Annotated in this window: 22 protein-coding genes; 13 read left to right on the top strand and 9 right to left on the bottom strand. The window is 57.3% G+C overall.

The window, feature by feature from the left end; genetic code table 11:
* Positions 1-2: 2 nt before the first annotated feature.
* The 10 genes from phnF to phnP all read left to right on the top strand — a co-directional run bounded on the left by phnF (position 3) and on the right by phnP (position 8,167).
* A complete protein-coding gene (gene phnF, locus ACH3PB_RS18810; RefSeq protein ID WP_416396997.1) occupies positions 3-764 on the top strand; it encodes a phosphonate metabolism transcriptional regulator PhnF in 762 nt (253 codons plus the stop codon).
* A complete protein-coding gene (gene phnG, locus ACH3PB_RS18805) occupies positions 754-1,227 on the top strand; it encodes a phosphonate C-P lyase system protein PhnG (RefSeq protein WP_416396996.1) in 474 nt (157 codons plus the stop codon). Before phnF ends, phnG begins: the two co-directional genes overlap by 11 nt.
* Positions 1,224-1,847, top strand: coding sequence for a phosphonate C-P lyase system protein PhnH (gene phnH / locus ACH3PB_RS18800; protein ID WP_416396995.1), 624 nt, complete (start codon positions 1,224-1,226; stop codon positions 1,845-1,847). Before phnG ends, phnH begins: the two co-directional genes overlap by 4 nt.
* Complete coding sequence (locus ACH3PB_RS18795) at positions 1,832-3,034, top strand: carbon-phosphorus lyase complex subunit PhnI (protein ID WP_416396994.1); 1,203 nt, start codon at positions 1,832-1,834, stop codon at positions 3,032-3,034. Before phnH ends, ACH3PB_RS18795 begins: the two co-directional genes overlap by 16 nt.
* Positions 3,031-3,903 carry an alpha-D-ribose 1-methylphosphonate 5-phosphate C-P-lyase PhnJ gene (locus ACH3PB_RS18790; RefSeq protein ID WP_416396993.1) on the top strand — a complete coding sequence of 291 codons (873 nt, stop codon included), beginning with the start codon at positions 3,031-3,033 and terminating at the stop codon, positions 3,901-3,903. The genes ACH3PB_RS18795 and ACH3PB_RS18790 overlap by 4 nt, the downstream gene beginning before the upstream one ends.
* On the top strand, positions 3,900-4,715 hold the full coding sequence (phnK, locus tag ACH3PB_RS18785) for a phosphonate C-P lyase system protein PhnK (RefSeq protein WP_416396992.1): 816 nt from the start codon (positions 3,900-3,902) through the stop codon (positions 4,713-4,715). Before ACH3PB_RS18790 ends, phnK begins: the two co-directional genes overlap by 4 nt.
* A gap of 32 nt (positions 4,716-4,747) precedes the next feature.
* Entirely contained in the window at positions 4,748-5,506 is a 759-nt protein-coding gene (gene phnL, locus ACH3PB_RS18780; protein ID WP_416396990.1) for a phosphonate C-P lyase system protein PhnL, read from the top strand.
* A complete protein-coding gene (locus ACH3PB_RS18775; protein WP_416396989.1) occupies positions 5,503-6,705 on the top strand; it encodes an alpha-D-ribose 1-methylphosphonate 5-triphosphate diphosphatase in 1,203 nt (400 codons plus the stop codon). Before phnL ends, ACH3PB_RS18775 begins: the two co-directional genes overlap by 4 nt.
* A 68-nt stretch (positions 6,706-6,773) precedes the next feature.
* On the top strand, positions 6,774-7,382 hold the full coding sequence (phnN, locus tag ACH3PB_RS18770; protein ID WP_416396988.1) for a ribose 1,5-bisphosphokinase: 609 nt from the start codon (positions 6,774-6,776) through the stop codon (positions 7,380-7,382).
* The gene (phnP, locus tag ACH3PB_RS18765; RefSeq protein WP_416396987.1) at positions 7,379-8,167 is read left to right on the top strand and encodes a phosphonate metabolism protein PhnP; all 789 of its coding nucleotides are present in this window, start codon (positions 7,379-7,381) and stop codon (positions 8,165-8,167) included. Before phnN ends, phnP begins: the two co-directional genes overlap by 4 nt.
* On the opposite strand, the gene ACH3PB_RS18760 is transcribed toward phnP, so the two are convergent.
* The 4 genes from ACH3PB_RS18760 to ACH3PB_RS18745 all read right to left on the bottom strand — a co-directional run bounded on the left by ACH3PB_RS18760 (position 8,164) and on the right by ACH3PB_RS18745 (position 13,661).
* Positions 8,164-8,697 carry a DUF4174 domain-containing protein gene (locus ACH3PB_RS18760; protein ID WP_416396986.1) on the bottom strand — a complete coding sequence of 178 codons (534 nt, stop codon included), beginning with the start codon at positions 8,695-8,697 and terminating at the stop codon, positions 8,164-8,166. The genes phnP and ACH3PB_RS18760 overlap by 4 nt on opposite strands.
* Before the next feature lie 95 nt (positions 8,698-8,792).
* Positions 8,793-11,528 carry an EAL domain-containing protein gene (locus ACH3PB_RS18755; protein ID WP_416396985.1) on the bottom strand — a complete coding sequence of 912 codons (2,736 nt, stop codon included), beginning with the start codon at positions 11,526-11,528 and terminating at the stop codon, positions 8,793-8,795.
* A 45-nt stretch (positions 11,529-11,573) separates the two neighbouring features.
* On the bottom strand, positions 11,574-12,806 hold the full coding sequence (locus ACH3PB_RS18750; protein WP_416396984.1) for a FecR domain-containing protein: 1,233 nt from the start codon (positions 12,804-12,806) through the stop codon (positions 11,574-11,576).
* On the bottom strand, positions 12,807-13,661 hold the full coding sequence (locus ACH3PB_RS18745; protein WP_416396983.1) for a hypothetical protein: 855 nt from the start codon (positions 13,659-13,661) through the stop codon (positions 12,807-12,809). It lies immediately after the preceding gene.
* 200 nt (positions 13,662-13,861) lie between these two features.
* Here ACH3PB_RS18745 and ACH3PB_RS18740 point away from each other — a divergent pair, with 200 nt between their 5' ends.
* Positions 13,862-15,409, top strand: a complete 1,548-nt coding sequence (locus tag ACH3PB_RS18740) for a ShlB/FhaC/HecB family hemolysin secretion/activation protein (RefSeq protein WP_416396982.1) — start codon at positions 13,862-13,864, stop codon at positions 15,407-15,409.
* Positions 15,410-15,518: 109 nt separating this feature from the next.
* Positions 15,519-17,042 carry an ATP-dependent DNA helicase gene (locus ACH3PB_RS18735; RefSeq protein ID WP_416396981.1) on the top strand — a complete coding sequence of 508 codons (1,524 nt, stop codon included), beginning with the start codon at positions 15,519-15,521 and terminating at the stop codon, positions 17,040-17,042.
* 24 nt (positions 17,043-17,066) lie between these two features.
* Here ACH3PB_RS18735 and ACH3PB_RS18730 read toward each other — a convergent pair whose 3' ends face one another.
* The 3 genes from ACH3PB_RS18730 to cynS all read right to left on the bottom strand — a co-directional run bounded on the left by ACH3PB_RS18730 (position 17,067) and on the right by cynS (position 18,796).
* Entirely contained in the window at positions 17,067-17,756 is a 690-nt protein-coding gene (locus ACH3PB_RS18730; RefSeq protein ID WP_416396980.1) for an SDR family oxidoreductase, read from the bottom strand.
* 29 nt (positions 17,757-17,785) lie between these two features.
* Positions 17,786-18,253 carry a GFA family protein gene (locus ACH3PB_RS18725; protein WP_416396979.1) on the bottom strand — a complete coding sequence of 156 codons (468 nt, stop codon included), beginning with the start codon at positions 18,251-18,253 and terminating at the stop codon, positions 17,786-17,788.
* A gap of 102 nt (positions 18,254-18,355) precedes the next feature.
* Complete coding sequence (cynS, locus tag ACH3PB_RS18720) at positions 18,356-18,796, bottom strand: cyanase (RefSeq protein ID WP_416396978.1); 441 nt, start codon at positions 18,794-18,796, stop codon at positions 18,356-18,358.
* A 263-nt stretch (positions 18,797-19,059) separates the two neighbouring features.
* Between cynS and ACH3PB_RS18715 the strand changes: the two genes are divergently transcribed.
* Complete coding sequence (locus ACH3PB_RS18715; protein ID WP_416396977.1) at positions 19,060-20,061, top strand: zinc-dependent alcohol dehydrogenase family protein; 1,002 nt, start codon at positions 19,060-19,062, stop codon at positions 20,059-20,061.
* Between the two features lie 8 nt (positions 20,062-20,069).
* On the opposite strand, the gene ybaK is transcribed toward ACH3PB_RS18715, so the two are convergent.
* Both ybaK and ACH3PB_RS18705 read right to left on the bottom strand, forming a co-directional pair.
* Complete coding sequence (gene ybaK, locus ACH3PB_RS18710) at positions 20,070-20,540, bottom strand: Cys-tRNA(Pro) deacylase (RefSeq protein WP_416396976.1); 471 nt, start codon at positions 20,538-20,540, stop codon at positions 20,070-20,072.
* Entirely contained in the window at positions 20,537-20,989 is a 453-nt protein-coding gene (locus ACH3PB_RS18705; protein ID WP_416396975.1) for a YaiI/YqxD family protein, read from the bottom strand. Before ACH3PB_RS18705 ends, ybaK begins: the two co-directional genes overlap by 4 nt.
* Positions 20,990-21,007 lie beyond the last annotated feature (18 nt).

Below are 21,007 nucleotides of genomic sequence, written 5' to 3'. Positions count from 1 at the left end.
TGATGGCTATTTATCAGGAGGTCGCCCGTGCGCTCGAGCAGGACATCAGGCAGAACTTTCGCAGCGGGGATTACCTGCCTTCCGAGGCCGTTCTCGCACAGCGCTTCTCGATCAACCGACACACGCTGAGACGAGCAGTCGACGAGTTGATCGATGCAGGTATGCTGCTGCGCCAGCATGGCCGTGGCACGCAGATCATTGAACAGGCGGTCGAATACGACATTGCTTCGAGGGCACGGTTTACCGAATCCGTCGAAGCCTCTGGCCACCTCGCTGAAGCCCGGGTGATCGAGCGCAAGTTGCTAACCGCCGATGCAACACTCGCGCGAGCGATGTGGATCGCACCCGGCAGTCCGGTGCAGCTGATCGAGACGCTTCGCAGTGTAGATGGTCGACCAGTCACACTGATCAGCCATTATCTGCACGCCACAGCTCTCCCCGAAATTGCCAGGCATTACGATGGTGGTTCCCTGCATGCCTGTATTGGCACCCATTACGGACGCCGTCTCAGTCGGCGCCAGGGCCTTATTTCAGCTGTCATGCCAAGCCGGCGTGAGTCTGTACTACTGCAATTCCCGCGCAACATGCCGCTGCTGAAAGTCCGTTCCAATAATGTCTGTGTCAGCTCAGGCGAGGTGCTGGAGTACAGCGTCGCACGAAGCCGCTGTGATGCCTTCGAGTATCGCGTGCAGCCTGGCCTTGAACCTTCTCCTGCCGAGTCGACCGTCCGTTTACCACCGAGAGATCCAAACCATGAGCATTGATTCCGCCCTGCGTCAGCGTAGTCCTGACGCACAGCAGAGACAGCGCGTGATCAGCGTGCTGGCACGAGCCGGTACGCAGGCGCTTGAACAGTATTACAGCAGCCTCCCTCAGTTACCCGAGTTTCGCTTTATCCGCAAGCCGGAATGCGGACTGGCGCTTGTCAGGGGCCGAATTGGCGGCACAGGTGGTGCCTTCAATGTTGGCGAAATGACCATGACACGCTGCGCCGTTGAGAACGAAGCTGGGGTAAGAGGCTTTGGGTATGTCGCGGGGCGAAATCGCCGCCACGCAGAACTCGCCGCCATCTTCGACCTGCTACTGCAGCTTGATGCATCCACTCATGAGTCAGCACTGATTACCCCACTTGAACAGGCCTGGCGGGCTGAGCGTGAACAGACCTCGCGCAAGGCGGCCGCTACCAAGGTGAATTTCATGACCATGGTCAGGGGAGAGTCCGAATGAACACGATGGTGAGTGGCTTACAGGATGCCTCCACCCAGGCTCAGCAGATCTTCCGCAACATCCTCGGTGCCATGGCCGAACCTGGCCGTCTGTTCCAGCTGGATAAACTTGATGGACCAGCAGGATTGAACAGCGCCACCTGGCAGAGCTGCCTGGCACTGGCCGACCTCGATACGAATATATGGATCGAACCCGCAGTGAGAACACCACAGGCTCTTGACGCACTGCGCTTTCATACCGGCTGCCGCTATACCGAGCAGGCGGAGGATGCGGACTTCGCGATCGCCAGCTCTAATCTCGCCACACCGCTGTCCACCTTCAAGCAGGGGTCGGATGAGTATCCCGACCGCTCTTGTACGCTGATTGTTCAGGTGAGTGATCTGACAAGGGGCCAAAGACTTCGACTGACAGGGCCTGGAATACAGTCCGAAAGAACGATCACGATTGCAGACATCGGTCCCGATTGGGTTGCGCAGCTCCAGTTCAATCGCAAGGCCTTCCCCTGCGGAATTGACCTGATTCTAACCTCAGGCGAACTGCTCATGGCCCTGCCCCGGACCACGCAGATCACCTTAATCAATGAATGCGCTTCGAAGGAGGCAACATGTACGTCGCAGTGAAAGGTGGCGAACAGGCCATCGATGCCGCTCACACCTGGCTGGCTGATGACCGTCGTGGCGATCGCAGTGTCCCGCCGCTGCTGGTGGATCAGATTCGCGCGCAGCTTGGCCTGGCAGTCGATCGGGTAATGACGGAAGGCTCTCTCTACGATCCTGAGCTGGCAGCATTGGCCTTGAAGCAGGCGAGCGGCGATACGATAGAAGCGGTCTTCCTGCTCAGGGCCTACCGCAGCACCCTGCCGAGGCTCTACGGCACGAAGCCGGTAGAGAGCAGCGACATGAGTGTCCGCCGCCGAATCTCCGCCAGTTTCAAGGATCTTCCGGGGGGGCAGGTGCTCGGCCCAACCTACGATTATACCCACAGACTACTCGACTTCACGCTGCTGGCGGATGCCGAAGCTGAGGCCGACTCTTCCGACGCCGGCATCCCGTCTGCGTCACTGGCGGATACTGTCCTCGAGCCTTGTCCAAAAATCCTGGAACTGCTGAATCGAGAGGGACTGATTGAAGCGGCCTCTTCAAGACAAGGTGTGAGCGATGAGCTTGAAGTACCCGGGGATCTCACGAGGGATCCATTGAGTTTTCCTGCCCCACGAGACGTTCGGCTGCAGGCGCTGGCCCGCGGCGACGAAGGCTTCCTGCTCGCACTCGCCTACTCCACCCAGCGCGGTTACGGCCGTAACCATCCCTTTGCCGGAGAGATCAGGAGTGGCGATGTCGCTGTCGAGATCGTGCCGGAGGAGCTCGGCTTCCCGGTGGTCATCGGCGATATCGAAATAACAGAGTGCGACATGATCAACCAGTTCGCCGGAGATGGCATCAGCAAGCCGCGCTTTACCCGCGGCTATGGGCTCGTATTCGGCCGAAGCGAGCGCAAGGCAATGGCGATGGCGCTGGTTGACCGCGCACTGCGGGCCAGGGAGCTTGGCGAGACAGCCGAGTCACCAGCGCAGGATGAAGAATTCGTGCTGGCCCACTGTGACAATCTCGACGCTTCCGGATTCGTCTCTCATCTAAAACTACCGCACTACGTCGACTTTCAGTCTGAACTGGTGCTGCTGAGGCGGTTGCGAGCGGAGTATGAAGATCGCCAGGCTGCGCAGACCGCCCAGGCAGAAGCTGACAGCAAGACTTATAGCGGTCGGCAAAGCAAACCAGAAGCTGTACTGACGGAGCCACAACAATGACGAGCCACACTTCTGCCTACGTCAATAGCGACGCCGGCTACAATTTCGCCTATCTCGATGAGCAGACAAAACGCATGTTGCGCCGTGCGCTGCTGAAAGCCGTCGCAGTTCCCGGCTACCAGGTGCCGTTCGCCGGACGCGAAATGCCTCTACCCTACGGTTGGGGCACGGGCGGCATTCAGGTTACCGCTGCGATCATTGGAATCAATGATGTGCTCAAGGTGATCGACCAGGGCGCCGACGACACAACTAACGCCGTAAGCATCCGGCGGTTCTTCGCTCGCACTACCGGCGTCGAAACCACTGAGCGCACCACCGACGCAAGCGTTATCCAGACCCGCCATCGCATTCCGGAAACGCCACTGAAGGCCGGTCAGATCATCGTGTTTCAAGTGCCCATTCCAGAGCCACTGCGCTTCATCGAGCCCAGGGAAAGCGAGACCCGCACCATGCATGCGCTCCGTGAGTACGGCGTGATGCATATCAAGCTCTATGAAGACATTGCTCACCACGGTCATATCGCCACGACCTACGCCTATCCGGTTCGGGTCAACGGGCACTATATCATGGACCCTTCACCGATCCCGAAGTTCGACAACCCGAAGCTGGACAACAGTCCAGCGCTTCAGCTGTTCGGAGCGGGCCGGGAGAAACGGATTTATGCTGTGCCGCCCTACACCAAAGTGCGCAGTCTCGACTTTGAAGATCACCCGTTCGAAGTGCAAACCTGGACGCAGCATTGTGAATTCTGCGGCTCCCACGAAACCTTCCTCGACGAAGTAGTGGTTGACGATGCCGGCAAGCGAATTTTCGTCTGCTCAGATACCGATTACTGTCGCAGCAACATGTCCGGGGAGACCAGCGCATGAACCAGCCCAACATGATGCCGACTGATCACTTCAGCGCAAGCGAACTGCCCTTACTCACAGTTTCCGGACTGACCATGCGATATGCCAATGGCCGAGGTATCGACGATGTGTCCTTCGCCCTCTACCAGGGCGAGGTGCTCGGTATCGTCGGCGAATCTGGCTCCGGCAAATCGACACTGCTGAAATGTCTATCAGGTCAGCTCGAGCCACAGGCCGGCGCGATCATCTACCGGAAAGAAGACCTGAGCACGGTGAATGTATACGAAGTATCCGAGAGATTCCGTCGCGAATTGCAGCGCAGCGATTGGGGCCTCGTACATCAGCACCCCAGTGACGGTCTGCGCATGAACGTGAGCGCCGGTGCCAACATCGGTGAACGTCTGATGGCAACGGGTCTACGCCACTTTGGTAAGTTGCACGACGCAAGCAAAGCCTGGCTTGGTGAAGTCGAGATTGACGCAACGCGTGTCAACGACAAGCCCACGTCATTTTCTGGCGGCATGCAACAGCGCCTGCAGATCGCCCGAAACCTTGTCACACATCCTCGCCTGATGTTCATGGACGAACCGACCGGTGGTCTCGATGTTTCGGTTCAGGCCCGTTTGCTGGACCTGCTGCGCAACCTGGTCGCTGAACTCGGGCTCGCGGTGGTGCTGGTCACACATGATCTCGCTGTTGCAAGGCTGCTTTCGCACCGCCTGCTCGTCATGAAAGACGGTGAACTCGTCGAGCACGGCCTGACCGATCAGATACTCGATGATCCACAGCATCCTTACAGCCAGCTGCTCGTGTCATCGGTGCTGACGCCATGATTATCTCCCCAATCGATAACCGGAGCGCCCCTATGCCGAGCGAACGACCAGTAAGCGTACAGGTTGAAAAACTGACCAAGACATTCACCCTGCACAACCAGGGTGGGGTCGTCATCGATGTGCTCAATGAAATCAGCTTTGAGGTCTACGCTGGAGAATGCGTCGTGCTCGACGGCCACTCGGGGGCAGGCAAAAGCACGCTGCTGCGAACCCTCTACGGGAATTACAAGGCGGACGCTGGCAGCATCTTGATTTCGTCAGCCGGTAAGACGCTGGACGTCATTCAGGCCTCGCCAAGAGAAATTCTGGCGTTGCGTCGACAGATCGTTGGCTACGTCAGCCAGTTCCTCCGAGTCATACCGCGCGTGAGCGCCCTCGAAGTCGTGATGGAGCCGGCGCGTCTGATTGGCTTGCCCATAGAAACTGTAAAACCCCGTGCAGAGGCACTTCTGCGGCAACTCAATATTCCGGAGCGTATCTGGCAGCTGGCACCTTCGACCTTCTCTGGCGGTGAGCAGCAGCGCATCAACATCGCGCGCGGCTTCATGGTTGACTATCCAGTGCTGCTGCTAGATGAGCCAACCGCATCGCTTGATGCCGACAACTGTGCAGTTGTCATGGCTCTCATCGAAGCAGCCCGCGATCGTGGGGCGGCCATCGTGGGTATCTTCCATGACCGTGCGATAGGGGAGCGTGTCGCGGACCGTCTCATCCCGATGCAGGAAGGCAGCAAAGGACAGCAAGCAGTACGCGACAGGACACCGCTACAGTCAATGGAGAAACTCGTATGAATGCCGTGCTAACTGCAAACGGAGCACCAAAAGCCATACCCGACCTGCTCGCGCGCAACGCATTTGTGCTGACAAACGCAATGGTTGTGACCGAAACCGAGTGTTTCTCGGGCAGTATCGAAGTAAACAATGGCTTGATAACCAATGTCGACCGTGGTGCAGTCAGCTCACCAGGCGCGATTGACTGCGAGGGCGCCTGGCTCCTGCCTGGCCTCGTCGAACTGCACACCGACAATCTCGAAAAGTACTTCGCACCCAGACCAGGCGTTAGCTGGCCGGCAAGTTCTGCTGTCGTTACCCATGACGCGCAGATTGTCGCCTCCGGCATCACTACGGTTTTCGATGCGATTTCAGTAGGCGATATCATCGCAGGCAGTACTCGAGTGGAAAACCTCAGCATCATGATCAAGGCGCTCGCGAAAGCCCGTGAGCAAGGCATGCAACGTGCAGAACACTTTCTGCATCTTCGTTGTGAAGTCAGTCATCCCGAAGCGCTGGATATGTTTTCCACCCTGATGAACGAGGATGCCCTGAGACTGGTATCAGTCATGGACCACTCCCCGGGGCAGAGACAGTTCGTGAATGTAGACAAGTACCGGGAATACTACGGCGGTAAGCATGGTATCAAGGGTAGCGACATGGAGAAGTTCATAGATGAACGCATCGAGTGGAGCCGTCGCTACAGTGACCGCTACCGCAAGGCCATTGCCGAGATCTGTCACGAGCGCGAAATCCCGCTTGCGAGCCATGATGACGCGACGATCGAGCACGTTGCCGAGTCCGCCTACTACGGTATGCGTATCGCAGAGTTTCCAACGACACTCGAAGCCGCGCAGACTTCAAATGATCTTGGATTGAAGGTGCTCATGGGCGCGCCGAACATTGTGCGCGGCGGCTCACACTCGGGCAATATTGCGGCGGCCACACTTGCTACCGAAGGTCTGCTCGACATACTCTCTTCTGACTATTATCCGTCCAGTCTGCTCGATGGGGCCTTCCTGTTGGCGAGAATGCAGTCCAATGACTACGATCTGTGTCGAGCCGTTGCAACGGTCTCGGCAGCCCCTGCCGCAAGCGTGGGTCTGAGCGACCGGGGCAGCATTAGCGTGGGCAAGCGAGCCGATCTCTTGCTTGTGACCGAACGTCAGTCACAACCGCTCATTCGTTCGGTATGGAGCAAAGGTACGCGGGTTTTCTGATGCCTCACGAACAGCTATTACACAGCCGTAGCCTTTCTTCACCTGCGGTGCAGCAAGGAAGCAGGCGCATGAGCAATGCGAGGTCGACAGTGCAGCAAGCGGTATCGCTTTCCCGTCTGTTCTACGTTATGGGCGCATCAGGTTCAGGCAAGGACACCCTGCTGAGGCTGACAAGACCGCGTCTCGATCAACTACCATGCCTCGTTGCTCATCGATACATCACGCGCCCGCCTGAATTGAAAGGTGAAAACCATATCTTTCTGTCTCAGAGCGAGTTTCTCCGCCGCAAGGCGCTCGGGGCCTTTACCATGAGCTGGGAAGCCAATGGTTACTGGTATGGCGTTGGTCAGGAGATAGATCACTGGCTGTCCAGTGGCTCACATGTGCTGATGAATGGTTCGCGAGCCTACGCGAACGAAGCCGCACGACAGTATGGTGAGAGACTGGTGCCAGTCGTGATTGATGTCAGCGCGGCAAAGCTCGAAACGAGGCTCACCGAGCGCGGCAGGGAGTCGGCAGAGGAAATTGACCGCCGCGTGGCTCGGGCCGGCGCCATGCGGGCAGATATTCCTGCGAACGCTGTCTGGATCAACAATGATGACGATACTGAATCGGCAGTGCTCCAGTTGCTGGACCTGATAAGTAGTTATTCTCGAGCGAATCCGGCCACATCATGAGCAGCCTGTTCAGATTCAACGGTACTGGCAACGCACGCACTGTGCCCGTATGGGGCTGCGTCTGCGCTGCGTGTGAGAGAGCTCGTCGCGACAGCAGCTATTGCAGAGGCGCTTGTTGCGCTGTATTGGAAACTGACACGTACCGTCTGTTGATCGATGCCGGCCAGCCCGACCTGTGCCAGCGGTACGCCCCCGCTGATATCAGCGCCATCATGCTGACTCACTATCACATGGATCATGTGATGGGCCTGTTCCACTTGCGCTGGGGAAAGAACTGCGAAATTCCTGTTCACGGGCCCGATGACCCTCAAGGCTGCGACGATCTCTTCAAGCACCCTGGTGTGCTCAAATTCCAGGCTCCGCTTCGACCTTTCGAGGCTCGTCGACTGGGTCCATTCGAGGTGACCGCGCTGCCCCTGAATCACTCCAAACCAACGCTCGGCTACCTGTTTCACAACTGGACTGACGGCAGTGATGGTCGCCGACTAGCCTATCTCACCGACACCCTTGGACTGCCCGCGGACACAAAAGGCTTCCTGATGGCGAACCAGCCGGATGTGATGATACTGGATTGCAGCCACCCGCCCAGACCAGACCCGCGAAATCACAATGACCTGACTATCGCACTCGGGTTGATCGACGCCATACAGCCAGAGCAGGCGTTCCTCACCCATATAGGCCATGAACTCGATGAATATCTGATGAATCGACCTTCGCTGCCGGCGAATGTGCGAATCGCTCAGGACGGGCAGGTTCTGGATCTTTCTGCGGCATCTGCCAGTTAAGAGCCGTTGGCTGAGCCAGCCTCCTGGCTTATTTCCTGTTGTCGCATGGGCATGCTGTCGATGAGTTCGAAGATGTCAGCAGCCTTGAGAACCTGATCGGAGCGCCCTTTTTCCGTACCATCCTTACCAATCAGCACAACGGTAAAGTCATCATCTTCGACTTTATAACGCGCCCTGAAAGCCTTGGCGAGCGCTGGATCTTCGTAGGTCTGGACGTCCTTGTTACTTCCATCGCCATGCCTGCCCGTGCGCTGTACGACGACCTGCCTGGGCTGCACCCGCACGATAAGCATGTCCCGCTCGACCAATTCTGGCCGCTTCGACCACAGTGCACCGATCTGCGCAACCGCCTTGTCGTCGATATCGGCTCCGAAGATAAGCACGGGACGCTTACTGCCGGCATGATTCTCCAGCAGACCATCAACCGTCATATCAGCGGAGTAGGCAGGCATTGCCAATAGGCTGGCCTGGACAAGCAACAGGAAGAGGCCCAGAAGCTGGGTGCAATGAAAACGCAGCATTTGCAACATTGGTGTTCCCTCGGATCTGACTCTGCACGAATCTTGCGCTACTCTACCGCGACTTGCGAGCGTTGTAACGGTCCTCGTTCAGCAATCAGGCCAGCTCATCCTTGGCGCGCGATCCGATCGCGCTGGCGCCAGTGGTCACACCAGATCGCCAGATCGGCCTGTGTCATTGGCCTGCCATAGAAGTAGCCCTGACCAATATCGCAGCCAGCCCGGCACAGAAAAGCCTGATCAGCCATGGTCTCAATGCCTTCGGCCACCACTTTCAAGCCCAGGTCATGCGCCATACGGATGGTCGACTGCACGATAACCTGGCTTTCTTCCCGCTTGTCGATGCCCGTTATAAACGATTTGTCGATCTTGAGTACGTTTGCACGAAGATCGCGGAGATAGGCCAGCGATGAGTAGCCAGTGCCATAATCATCGATGGCGAGCGACATGCCACTATCGAGCAGCTCGGTGATGAGACCCAAGGCCTGTTGCGGATTGGCAGCGAGAGCTGTTTCGGTCATTTCCATTTCAAACTGATAGTAGCCGCTCGACGAAGCGAGCAAATCTTTCAGGCCGGCTATGAAATTCTTTTCCACGAACAGGCGGGCCGAAAGATTGATGGCGATATGCCTCGGCAGACTGGCTCGCTCCCACTCAGCTTCATTGGCGAGGATCGATTCGACTACCCAGGCCGTTAGCGGTGCAATCTGCCTGGAGTTTTCTGCCACCTCGATGAGTGTGTCTACGCCCACAACGGCGCCGTTTTTGCGCGGCCACCTCAGCAGCGCCTCCGTGCCGTAGATATCGAATGAATGCAGATCAACTTTTGGCTGGTACACAAGCTTCATTTCGTTCTGAAGTATGGCTGTGCGGATAGCGGGCACGAGTTCCAGCCTACGGCTGGCTGCCTGCTGGTCCACATCGCTATATCGGCGCATGGCGTGACCGGCTCGTCTCGCCATCAACAGGGCATCGCCGGCTTTTCGAAGCAGGCTTTCAGCGTCTTCTCGCTCACGAGGGGTTTTTTCCGAAATACCCACCGTAGCTGAAATACTCAATGCCATACCCTGGCTGCCATCCAGCTCGAACTTGCTTTCGAGCATATCCAGCAAGGACTGGCAGAATGTTTCGCCGCCCTGGGCAAAGTCTGCACCAGCACACCAGATGGCAAAATCGTTACCGCCGACTCTGGCTACGATGCCCATGGTCGCAGTCTGATCGACCAGTCGTTGCCCAACAACATAGAGCAGGCTGTCTCCGACGATGTGCCCGTAGGTGTCGTTGACCTCCCTGAAATAATCGATATCCACTGTGACCAGGAATCCTGACTGCTGGACCTCAAGATCCCTATCCATCTGGCGGAACAGGGCAGCCCTGTTCAACAGCCCCGTCAGCTTGTCATGATCCGCCTGATATTGCAGGAATTGCTCACGTGCTACGCGCTCTCGCATATCGCGCAAGAGCAGCGTGAACAGAGGTTCGCTCGACAGATCTACGCGACTTACGGTTGCCTGAACCGGAATTGAAATCGAACTGGCCTGCACCAGCAAGGTGTCGAAAGGCTGGGTTGGCAGACGGGCAATATCGCGGGTAACGGCAGGCAGGCTATGAAAGATGGAGGTGCCCAGCAGCGAACGCTCATCCGACTGGCAAAGCTGCTGTGCAGCGGGGTTGACGCGGGTGATGATACCGCCTGCGTTCACGCAGATGATGCTGTCGTTCGCCGTACCAACGATGAGATCGAGCAGTTTCTGATTGTCCCGCAGGCTGATCTGTAGCCAGAGTCGCTCCACGCTTTCAGCATCGAGGCGCGCAATATTGACACCGACGAAGACGCTGAGCCACATGAGCAGCGGCGTGACCACGTCGATCATCAGAGCGGCGTACTTGTAGCTGACGATCGCACCACCGACGAACACAAGGCCCAGGCCCAGCAGCAGTTGGAGGCTGCGCTGCCAGCTCAGTCGCACCAGCGTAAGGGCGGCAATAATCCACGAGAATATCACCAGCAGAAAATTCATGGTGTCGCCGAGCCTGTAGAGCCCCCCGCGCTTGAGCGTTTCCGCTCCCAGCGCCTGAATGACCACGCCTGGCAGCACCTGGTAGACCGGCACCGCCAGGGTGTCACCAAGCTCGATAGCCGTTGATCCGATGATAATGTCACGTCCACGCAGCAAGGCCGGATCTACCTTCTCATCGACAAGATCAACGAAGCTGACGTAGGTAAAGGACTCGGGTGCAATACTGAAATCGATCCAGGTAGCCTGAGTCAGGTTACCTGCCATAACGTTCCAGGCACTGGGGTAGAAACGGCCTTCCCACCGGAAGCCCATCGTCAGGAAGCGCACCAGGCCGTCGCGCTCGGGTTGCATATTGACGGAAACGCTTTCCACGCTATCGGCAAAATCTTCGAGTGGCGACCGCAGGATCAATGCGCGGTTGGTCAGAGAGCTGTGCTGGAGAAAGGTAGGCAAGCGAATTTCTGCGTGGCGAGAGAGTCGCTCCAGTGCGACATCCAGTACTTCATCGTCCTCTTTCAGAGCTCTTGCGCTGAGATCGATATCGATACTCAGAGAACGGATTTCCGCTTTTCCGAGCACGTCGGCCGCTTCGGCATAAAGCTCACGCGACCAAGGCCATCGACCGATCTTGCCTATACTGGTAGCGTCGATTTCGACAATAACGAATTCACTATGGACTGCTTTGACGAGTGCGGAAACATAGCGATCGCGCAAGTTGTTTTCAGCACGTTCAAACGCTCCGGCGAACCAGAGCAACAGCACCACGCAGCCCACGAGAATAGCAGCGAGATAAGCCTTAACCGGGGGAGCGGCGGAGGACATGCTGCCCGTCTTGGAAGTCAACGTCGTACCAGCGGCAGCAGACGATCAGTCATCATCATCGTCATCGCCGCGGCGACCACCTTTATTTTTATCGCGATCGCGTTCCCTGAGCGCGTCATTTCCACTAGGTTTATCTTCTCCTTTGCCAACTTCAGGCTTGGCATCCTCTCGCTCAGGCTTGCTTTTCTCAGGATCTGGACCCTTGTCGTCAAGGTCAGGCTTGCCATTGTCTGAACCTGCCCCCTTGTCATCGCGATCTGAACGATCATCCTTACTGCCTTTTGCCGCATCTTCCCGAGCGGCTCTGATATCTTCCTTGCTCAAGGGCCGGTCATTACGCTTATCGCGCGTTTGAATCTGTTCGGCACGTACTTCATCGATAGCTTCGAGAGCCGCTGCAAAGCCCCGCCCTCTGTCCGTATCCCTGCCCTGCCCACGTTCAGACCCTCTACCGGGTACAGTCTGCGATACTGGAGCGGTAGTCTGCCCCGGTGCAGTTGACTGGCCTTGAGACCCCTGTGATTTGTCGGGCGATGCATCGACAGGTGCCTGCGGCCCAGAGGCAGCGGCTGGGCTGCCTGATGAGGCATCAGCTGTACCCGTTGCAGACGCCTGCGGATTCTGTTGATTGTAAGTGCGCGGTTTCGCCTCTCCTGCTGATGATCCAGCGATCTCACCTGGAGCGATCATCTGCGAATTCCCAGTATCGAGATCAAGCACCTGAAGAGAGCCTTCAGTCAATGTCACGAAGGAATCCGCCTCAGTCGATACGATTACGAATTGCGTGCCTTTGACGGTCGATACCAGAAACGGTGTCTCAACGCTGAACTCGTCCGGTTGACGCTCGATCTTGTAAAACGCAGTGCCGATCCACTGCTTGACCCGGGCCACCAGCCCGTTATTGTCATTACTGCGGCCTTTGAAGCTGAGGTGCGTGTCCGGCTTGAGTGAAAACGTCGAACCAGACTGGCTGATGACGGCCTCGGCCCCAGCCAACGTTCTCACTTCTACAGGCAGCGTAAGGCTGCTGCCAGCAGCCAATGATTGCCAGCTGTCTTTCGCTGTATGACGGTACTCAACATTGGCACCAGCACGTTCAACGAGCAGCGCTTCAGCAGATGCGAGCGCGCTGATACATGCCACGCTCAATACCGCCATCCATTGACCTATCAGACGTGCAAGGAGACGCTTTCGCCTCCCGGATACCGCATGAACCACGGTCGACGTCGATGCTTCACCCGAGCAGCCGGTGGCATTTCTCAAGCTTTCAATGTTCACTCAGTCATCCCCATCGTCGTCGTCATCGTCATCATCGTCGTCACCTGAACCGGGCATATCTCCATTTCCAGGCTTAGGTACCAATCCTGGCATCGGATCTTCCTGGCGATCGTCGCGGTTCTGGCCGCTACCGCTGCCAGGACCCTCGGGCTGCCCGCCTGAGCCTGGCTTCTCCGGTCCGTCCGGCGTATCCGCCCGGCGCTCTGCCGTAACTCGTTGCTCGGTTCGTATTTCCTGAATGCCTTGCACGGCCCTTTCGAATCCCTTGTCCCGGTCGCTCAGCCCCAAGACACCTGTATCGCCAATCACTCGTCCCGCCTCGGGACTCGCCGCCGCAGGCGTGCTTGCGCTGGGCTGGTAAGTTCTCGCACTGACCTGGCCAGAAGAGGAACCCGTAATCTCACCAGGCTGTATCAGGAATTTTTCACCCGTGGCCAGATCCAGCACCTGCAGCGAGCCTTCGGTCAGCGTTACAAAGCTTTCCTTCTCTGTGGTGACGATGACAAACTGGGTACCCTTGATGGTGGACACCAGGAACGGCGTCTCTACACTCAAGGCATCCGGCTGCCTTTCGATGTTATAGAAAGCGGTACCGATCCATTGCTTGATGCGACTGATAAGACCATCACCGCCGGAGTGTTCCCCAGAAAAACTCAAACGGGTCTCAGGCTTCAATGTGAACCTCGAACCTGCCTGCTGAAGCACGACGCTGGCACCGCTGGTAGTTCTGATCTCCACCGGGAGCTCCAGGCTGCTGTCGGCTTCCAGGCTCCGCCAGGTGGGAGAGGCGTCGCTTCTGTACTCGGCAAGGCCTTCAAGCGCTGCTACGCCCAATGGCTCTGCCATGGCCAGCATGGACCAGCTCCAAAGGCATACGCCGACAAAACACCGTCGCGATGCAGGGAAGCCGTTTCCGGACAGGCAATGAGCACTCATTTTGTATACCAGATTAGGATTGAAACTTCGGCTTTCCTTTCTACAACAATTCATTACAGCTAAGCGCTGCTGGTATGGCTAGTCTGTGCACAAGGATAAACCACCGACCTGAAGCACTCATGAAGATATTCGTTTCTTATTGTGTCCCATTGCTGCTAGCACTTGCTGTCGCATGGCCAGCGTCGGCCACTGCTCTGGTGACGCCTGAGAAATCCTCCAGCGTGATCGCTGCAGTCATTCTCGGTGATGTCACCGCTTTTTCGAGCGAAGAGCTCCTGCCGGCCTACGCAGAAAGCCTGGGTCGAGCGCGCACATTTGCCGAGGAGCAGGCTCTGCAGGCGAGGGTGAAGGCGCTCTACACCGCAGCTGGGTTTTTGCAGCCCGCTGTCATCATGAAAACCGGTAAAGAAACTGGTGCAGGGCCAAACATCGTTACGCTGCAGATCATCGAGCCACGGGTCACTGAGGTCGCCACCCCCGGCCTAAGCCCGGTCCAGATTGCTGATATTCAGCGGCAGATACAGGCACTACAGTCGTTGCAGCCGGTTTCCGCAGATGATATCGACAGCTTCCGCGCTGATGTGCAGTCCACCCTCGATATTCAGCTGGACATCAGGCTCGTAACGCCTGCGGACAGGACATCCCGATATCGTCTTGAAGTCAGCCCTCGGCCGAGCGTTAGCGGAGAACTGATGTACACAGCGGAGGGCAGCCAGTCACTGGGCCGGCATATGGCCGGCGCCACGCTCGTAGTAGCCAATCCTATTCCGCAGTTGAGCGAACTCTATCTCACAGCCCTGCATACCATTGAAACTGACGGATATGGAAACTTTGGCGCTGGGACCACCATACCGACATCAGGTTCGGACAGGCTCCACTTCGATTTCAGTAAGGCACGTGCAGTGCCGCAAGATGAGTTTGCAAGCAAGGGGACGCGATACAGGCGTGACTGGAGCCGGCTCAAATACGTGCATGACTATCGGACTACCCGGGATGAAGACATCGACTTTTACCTGGCCCTTTCACTGCGAAACTACCAAAGGGAAGAGTTCGGACTGGTGTCACTCGACGAACAGCTGAGAATGGTGGATCTGGGTGCAAAATACATCTCAGGCTCCGCTTCACTGGCATTCATGACAGACCTGAATTTCCGGCTCGGTCTTGATGAACTCGGTGCACGTCGCAAGGATCTATTCTCGGATGAGACGCTGGACCTGTCGTTTCAACTCATCAGTATCGAGCACACGATCTGGAAAACGCTGCCGGCTGGATTCTCCATGAAACTGGATATTGCAGGCCAGCTCTCGGGCCAGGAACTCCCCTACTCCCAGCGATTCTCAATGGGCGGCGGAGCCTTCTTCAATGCCTATGAAGCCGGTGAGTTCAGTGGGGACTCAGGCCTGGGCGCCAGGACCGAGCTACGCCGTAGCTTCGATACTGGCCTGGCTCAGGTCGGGCGTGCGGTACCCTATGTCTATTACGGCATCGCATCAGCTCGAGAAAACGTGAGCGATACCAGCGAGTCGGCTGCCGGTGCAGGCGCGGGACTGCGCCTGTTGGCTGATGCATTCTCTGCTTTCCTTGAAATCGGCAAACCACTGACTCAGCGATCCGAGTATAAGGGCATGGACACGCGCGCCACTGGTCGAGTGACCTACTACTTCTGAACGCTTGATATCTCGAACCCTGTATAATTCTGAGCAAGCTTTGGCCAATGACCGCAGCAGTCCGGTATGCTTGCACGCCTGAACGGCGAAAATAACGGGGCCTCTTGAAATGAGTATCTGGGACGATATGGCCAAGCTGGCCAAGTCCAAACTCGGCAGCGATGCGCTGGAGCGGATCGATGTGGCGAGCGTGCAGGAGCGCATCATTCCCGAAAAAGGCCGTGCTGTCGCCAAGCGCTACTCCCACGGCGATGAGCCACTGGGCAACATCGACATCCTCCCTGAGTACGAATTTGTAGCCGAGGCCATGCGCCAGGGCGTGCCGGCGCTGTTCCTGACTGGCAAGGCAGGCACGGGAAAGTCGACCCTGGTCCGCTGGCTGGTGCGTGAGCTCGACGATTGCGCGGTTCTGGCACCTACCGCAATTGCAGCGGTGAATATTGGCGGCGCCACCATCCACAGCTTCTTCAGCCTGCCAGCCGAACCGATCGATCCTGACCGGGACTATGTTCAGCGGCCGGAACGCAAGGCTGTGTTGTCGAAGCTCAAGTATCTCATCATTGATGAAGTCTCGATGGTGCTACCAAACATCGTCGATGCCATGGACAGGACCTTGCAGAGCGCCAGGCGCAATGAGGCCCCCTTTGGTGGCGTAAGCGTGCTCTTCGTCGGTGATCTCCTGCAGCTGCCCCCGGTCGTATCGACGAGAGAGGAGGCTGTGTATTTTTCGCATCGCTATCGCACGCATTATTTTTTCTCTGCGGAAGCACTGCAGGCTGGGCTGCTGCCGGTGGTCCTGAAACGTGTTCGCAGGCAAAGTGACTTGCGCTTCATTCAAGCGCTCGATCATATCCGCCTCAATCATGAGCACCGTGACTCGGTGGCCTTGTTGAACCGCAGCTGCTACCGGGACAGGCTTGGCGACGATGCGGCAGAAGCCGAAGGCTCGCCGTTGACACTGGTGCCCACTAATGCGGTCGCTACCGCCATTAACCTCCGCCAGCTTAATGCCCTCGACAACGAGCTACGACATTTCGAAGCCAGTGTCACCGGCCATATCCCCCTCGATAAATGGAGCCTCGCCGTACCACCGCTGTTAGAGCTCAAGGTCGGCGCGAAGGTCATCTTCCTGAAGAACAAGCTGCCGGAATATATCAACGGCGACACGGGCGTGGTCGTCGGCTTCGAAGCTGATTCGATTCGGGTGAAAAAGGACCGAACCGACAATGTGGTATTGGTGAGCCGTGAAAGCTGGAATCGCTACCGCTACACCTATGACTACGAAACCATGCGGATCGAACGCGACATCATCGGCAGCTTTCAGCAGTTTCCGCTAAACCTTGGCTGGGCTATCACCATCCACAAGGCGCAGGGCATGTCGCTGGATGAGGTGACTATCGATCTTGGCAGTGGCGCCTTCTGCGAAGGGCAGACCTACGTCGCGCTATCTCGCTGCAGAACGCTTGATGGCATCAGGCTGGTGAGACCGATTTCAATGTCGGACGTTCGGGTAGATCAGAAGGTGCTGCAGTTCTACAAGGCTGCAGGTATTGCTGTCGAGCCTGAACAGGACAGTGATCCCGAACAGACTCGAGCCTGGCTCGAAGGCAAGTCGGATAGTCAGCTGCACTAGCACTCATTCATCGAGCCGTGAAGACTATTCGATCTTGGGCGTAGGCCGCACCATGATCTCATTCACGTCCACATGCGGCGGTTGAGAAATCGCATACATGACGGCTTCAGCGATGTCGTTCGGCTCTAGTGCGTTCTCCGGCTTCTCATCGAAAAAGGCGGTATCGACCATGCCTGGCTCGATGAGGGTTACCCTGACGCCGGTGCCGCGTACCTCTTCCTTCAGGCCGTAGCCAATCGCAGAGACGGCCCATTTGGTGGCGCTATACATCGAGCCCGGTATAGTGAGACGGCCGGCCACCGACCCGGTAAGCACCATATGCCCCTTCGACTTCTTTAGAGCTGGTAACGCAGCCTGCACAGTAAGTCCCACGCCATACACATTGGTGAGAATCATGTCGCGCCAGCTTTCGTGATCGGCTTTGCTGAAGCCACCTGAGGAGCCACCTCTCCCTGCGTTAGCAAATACGACATCCAGCTGGCCGAAGTGCTCCAGTGTTTTCGCCACCATGTCTTTCTGTGCGGCCATATCCTGAACGTCACAGGTCAGCGCAAGTGCGCGTGTCTCGCCACCCAGCTCCTGCTGCAGAGACTTCAGCTTGTCTTCTGAGCGCGCCGCCAGTGCGACGCGATAGCCGGCTTTCGAGGCTGCACGCGCAGTGGCCGCGCCGATGCCGGACGAGGCACCAGTGATGAGTATGACTTTGTCGCTCATGAAATTCTCCAGACTGAGAGTGATTGTTGCTAACGAAGTCGCTCGGAGTTTCGCCCTGCGCTGTACTGCGGCAAGCCATCATCGATACTGACCCATGGCGCTTTGTCGTCAACGAAAATATGGGCATCAGGGACCAGGTCGGTCGTGCGGTTATTCAGACTGTCGTTATCAAGTGTGGCCGCGGCGAACTCCACGACGCCCTCAGGATTGCTGGCAGACGTGAACGTCAGACTGGACCCGCATCGACTACAGAATCGCCTTACGGTGCCATTATCCGCGGTATAGGCCTGCAGGAGCGACTCACCTTCGGTCCAGCGAAAGTGTGCTGAATCGGCTTCACCGAAGGTTGCATAGGCCGCACCGTGAAAGCGCCGACACATTGTGCAGTGGCAGTGTCCAATGCGCTCTTTGATGGCATCGACTTCATAGCGAACGCTCCCACAGAGGCATCCGCCGGTGAAAGGTTTTTCATCGTGCTCACTGTTCTGTATCGGCATCGCGGCTCCCCGAACGCATCGTGCTTTATCGTTATGGGGATACGCATGGAATTGCCGGTGGGCGCAATCGCTGCCGCAGGAAACAGCGATTGCTGACGTGGCCTACCAGACGGAGTATTTGAGGAACTTGCCATTCATGGTGATGACCACCCGATCGCCCTTGGGATTTTCTTCCTTCTGAACATCCATGTGGAAGTCGATGGCGCTCATGATGCCGTCACCAAACTTCTCGTGAATGACTTCCTTGAGCGTATCGCCGTAGACGCCGATCACTTCATAGATACGATACACGAGCGGATCTTGCGGAATGGCCTTGTCCCAGGCCTTGTGGGGGCATGCCATCATGTCGGGCACGAGATCCGCCGGGAGGTCCAGGATTTTGAGCACGGCCTGCGCGGTGTCTTCAGGAAAGCTGTTCATACCCAGGCAGGCGGACGTCGTCCAGACCACCGACTTGCCAGCTGCATCGGCAATGGCTTCCCAGGACAGGCCTTTTTCCTTCTTGGCATTGATGATCGCTTCTGTGACTTCAACTTTTTTCATGGGCATACTCCATTGAGGTAGCCCTGAGTTTTGCTATAACTGTGCCAGCCCGGAAAAATTCGTAAACCATTGTTTTCGTTTTCTATATTTATTCAAGATACTGTGAATCCGTCACAATCTTGCTGCAGTGCACCGCGGCAGGGCAACGCTCCGGGTGGCGCTGCACCATTATGGCCATCGAGCGCTCAAACCATGGCCCTGGCGGCAGCGTACCAAACCAGGTTCACCTCAGTAGATTCACTAAACGATGAAGGACACAGGTCATGAAGGCATGGGTGGTCGACGAATATTCGGAACAGGCACGCTTCAGGAAGGCGGAGGTGGACAAACCGGAAATAAGGCCAGGGCATGTTCTGATCGAGGTAAGGGCGACGAGCCTGAATCCGATCGACCATAAGATCCTGACTGGTGCTGTGCCAGTAGGGCCCAGCCTACCAGCCATCCTGCATATGGATGTCAGTGGCGTAATCGCTGCTGTCGGTGATGGTGTCGGCAACTTCAAACCCGGCGATGAGGTGTATGGCTGTGCAGGGGGCCTCAAAGGCAGCGCCGGACAGCTCGATGGTGCGCTGGCGGATTTCATGCTGGCCGACGCGGCTCTGATAGCACAGAAGCCGAAGTCGCTCGACTTCGGTGAAGCCGCCGCCCTGCCACTGGTAGCCATCACGGCCTGGGAGGCACTTATCGATCAGGCGGCCATTACTGCAGATGATCTGGTGCTCGTGCATGGTGGGACCGGCGGTGTAGGCCATCTTGGCATTCAGCTGGCTTCAAGCCGTGGCTGCAAAGTTGCCACCACGGTATCGAGCAAGGAAAAAGGCGAGATCGCCAGACGCCTGGGCGCTCATGAAATCATCGACTACACCCTTGAGCAGGTAGAGGATTATGTGCAGCGGCTGACAGGCGGCCGCGGGTTCCCGGTCATTTTCGACACGATCGGGGGCGATAATCTCGACCGCTCCTTCGAAGCGGCTGCCATCAAGGGTCGCGTTGCCAGCACCATCGGCCGCAATACCCACGACCTGTCACCGATGCACTCGAAAGCACTCAGCCTCCACCTCGTGTTCATGGCCTTACCATTACTGACGGGCGAAGGCCGCGCGCATCATGGCGATATCCTTCGGGAACTCGCCACGCTGGTAGACGCCGGGAAGGTCAAACCGCTGCTTCACAACAAGCGCTTCAGCTTCGATCAGGCGAACGAGGCCCATGCCCTGTTCGCAAAAGATGACTATGTCGGCAAGATCGTGCTGGAGCACCGCTAAAACATCCGCTAGTCGTCAACGCTGATTGATGCCACCCGGGCCTGTGTCAGTTTCTGCAGATCTGCCGGTGATAGTTCTATCTCCAGGCCCCGTCGGCCAGCACTGACGAATATGGTGGGGAACTGGTTGGCACTGTCGTCGATGACGGTGAGCAGGCGCTTCTTCTGACCCAGTGGGCTCACGCCGCCAAGCACATAACCAGTGCTGCGCTGAGCGAGCATCTTGTCAGCCATCGCAGCTTTTTTCGATCCACACGCCTTGGCCATCTGCTTCAGACTGAGCATGGTGTTCACTGGCAGAACAGCCACCGCCAGTGCCTTATCGAGCTGGACCACCAGCGTCTTGAACACCCGTTCAGGCGCCTGTCCCAGCTTTTCCGCAGCTTCGCCACCGTACGACTCAGCGTCCGCGTCATGCTGATACTCGTGAACCATATGAGGCACTTTCGCCTTCCTGGCCAGAAGAATGGCAGGAGTCACTTCAGCGCCCGCTTCGCAAGCCACGAGTCCAGACTGTTGGCGAAGCGTTGCCGGTCAGCCTGGCTGAAAGCGGCTGTGCTACCGGTATCCACGCCACTGCTGCGCATGGTGTCCATAAAATCACGCATGTTCAGCGTCGCCTTGATGTTCTCTGCGGTGTATCGTTCGCCGCGCGGGTTCAGTCCGATAGCCCCCTTCTCTACAATTTCGGCGGCCAGGGGGATATCACTGGTCACGACAAGATCGCCGGCTTCGGCCCGCCGGACAATTTCATTGTCGGCGACGTCGAAGCCGGCGCTCACCTGCAGCATTTTGAGGTATTTCGACTTCGGCAGGCTCAATGACTGGTTGGCTACGAAGGTCACCACCGTGCTCGTACGCTCCGCCGCACGGTAGAGGATTTCCTTCACTACCACCGGACAGGCATCACCATCGACCCAGATATTCATGTGCGGACGCTCCACGCT

This window comes from Allohahella sp. A8, from assembly GCF_047946665.1.
Classification (GTDB): Bacteria; Pseudomonadota; Gammaproteobacteria; order Pseudomonadales; family Oleiphilaceae; genus Allohahella.
This window is presented reverse-complemented; position numbering and strand designations above follow the sequence as displayed.

Bases quoted from the DNA above. Each gene is read 5' to 3' on its own strand.
- ACH3PB_RS18795 (WP_416396994.1), top strand. From the start codon at position 1,832: ATGTACGTCGCAGTGAAAGGTGGCGAACAGGCCATCGATGCCGCTCAC.
- ACH3PB_RS18725 (WP_416396979.1), bottom strand. From the start codon at position 18,253: ATGCCGATACAGAACAGTGAGCACGATGAAAAACCTTTCACCGGCGGA.
- phnK (WP_416396992.1), top strand. From the start codon at position 3,900: ATGAACCAGCCCAACATGATGCCGACTGATCACTTCAGCGCAAGCGAA.
- phnF (WP_416396997.1), top strand. From the start codon at position 3: ATGGCTATTTATCAGGAGGTCGCCCGTGCGCTCGAGCAGGACATCAGG.
- ACH3PB_RS18735 (WP_416396981.1), top strand. From the start codon at position 15,519: ATGAGTATCTGGGACGATATGGCCAAGCTGGCCAAGTCCAAACTCGGC.
- ACH3PB_RS18775 (WP_416396989.1), top strand. From the start codon at position 5,503: ATGAATGCCGTGCTAACTGCAAACGGAGCACCAAAAGCCATACCCGAC.
- phnP (WP_416396987.1), top strand. From the start codon at position 7,379: ATGAGCAGCCTGTTCAGATTCAACGGTACTGGCAACGCACGCACTGTG.
- phnH (WP_416396995.1), top strand. From the start codon at position 1,224: ATGAACACGATGGTGAGTGGCTTACAGGATGCCTCCACCCAGGCTCAG.
- ACH3PB_RS18730 (WP_416396980.1), bottom strand. From the start codon at position 17,756: ATGAGCGACAAAGTCATACTCATCACTGGTGCCTCGTCCGGCATCGGC.
- ACH3PB_RS18715 (WP_416396977.1), top strand. From the start codon at position 19,060: ATGAAGGCATGGGTGGTCGACGAATATTCGGAACAGGCACGCTTCAGG.
- ACH3PB_RS18755 (WP_416396985.1), bottom strand. From the start codon at position 11,528: ATGTCCTCCGCCGCTCCCCCGGTTAAGGCTTATCTCGCTGCTATTCTC.
- ACH3PB_RS18745 (WP_416396983.1), bottom strand. From the start codon at position 13,661: ATGCTGGCCATGGCAGAGCCATTGGGCGTAGCAGCGCTTGAAGGCCTT.
- ACH3PB_RS18705 (WP_416396975.1), bottom strand. From the start codon at position 20,989: ATGAATATCTGGGTCGATGGTGATGCCTGTCCGGTGGTAGTGAAGGAA.
- cynS (WP_416396978.1), bottom strand. From the start codon at position 18,796: ATGAAAAAAGTTGAAGTCACAGAAGCGATCATCAATGCCAAGAAGGAA.
- ACH3PB_RS18760 (WP_416396986.1), bottom strand. From the start codon at position 8,697: ATGTTGCAAATGCTGCGTTTTCATTGCACCCAGCTTCTGGGCCTCTTC.
- ACH3PB_RS18790 (WP_416396993.1), top strand. From the start codon at position 3,031: ATGACGAGCCACACTTCTGCCTACGTCAATAGCGACGCCGGCTACAAT.
- ACH3PB_RS18740 (WP_416396982.1), top strand. From the start codon at position 13,862: ATGAAGATATTCGTTTCTTATTGTGTCCCATTGCTGCTAGCACTTGCT.
- phnN (WP_416396988.1), top strand. From the start codon at position 6,774: ATGAGCAATGCGAGGTCGACAGTGCAGCAAGCGGTATCGCTTTCCCGT.
- phnG (WP_416396996.1), top strand. From the start codon at position 754: ATGAGCATTGATTCCGCCCTGCGTCAGCGTAGTCCTGACGCACAGCAG.
- phnL (WP_416396990.1), top strand. From the start codon at position 4,748: ATGCCGAGCGAACGACCAGTAAGCGTACAGGTTGAAAAACTGACCAAG.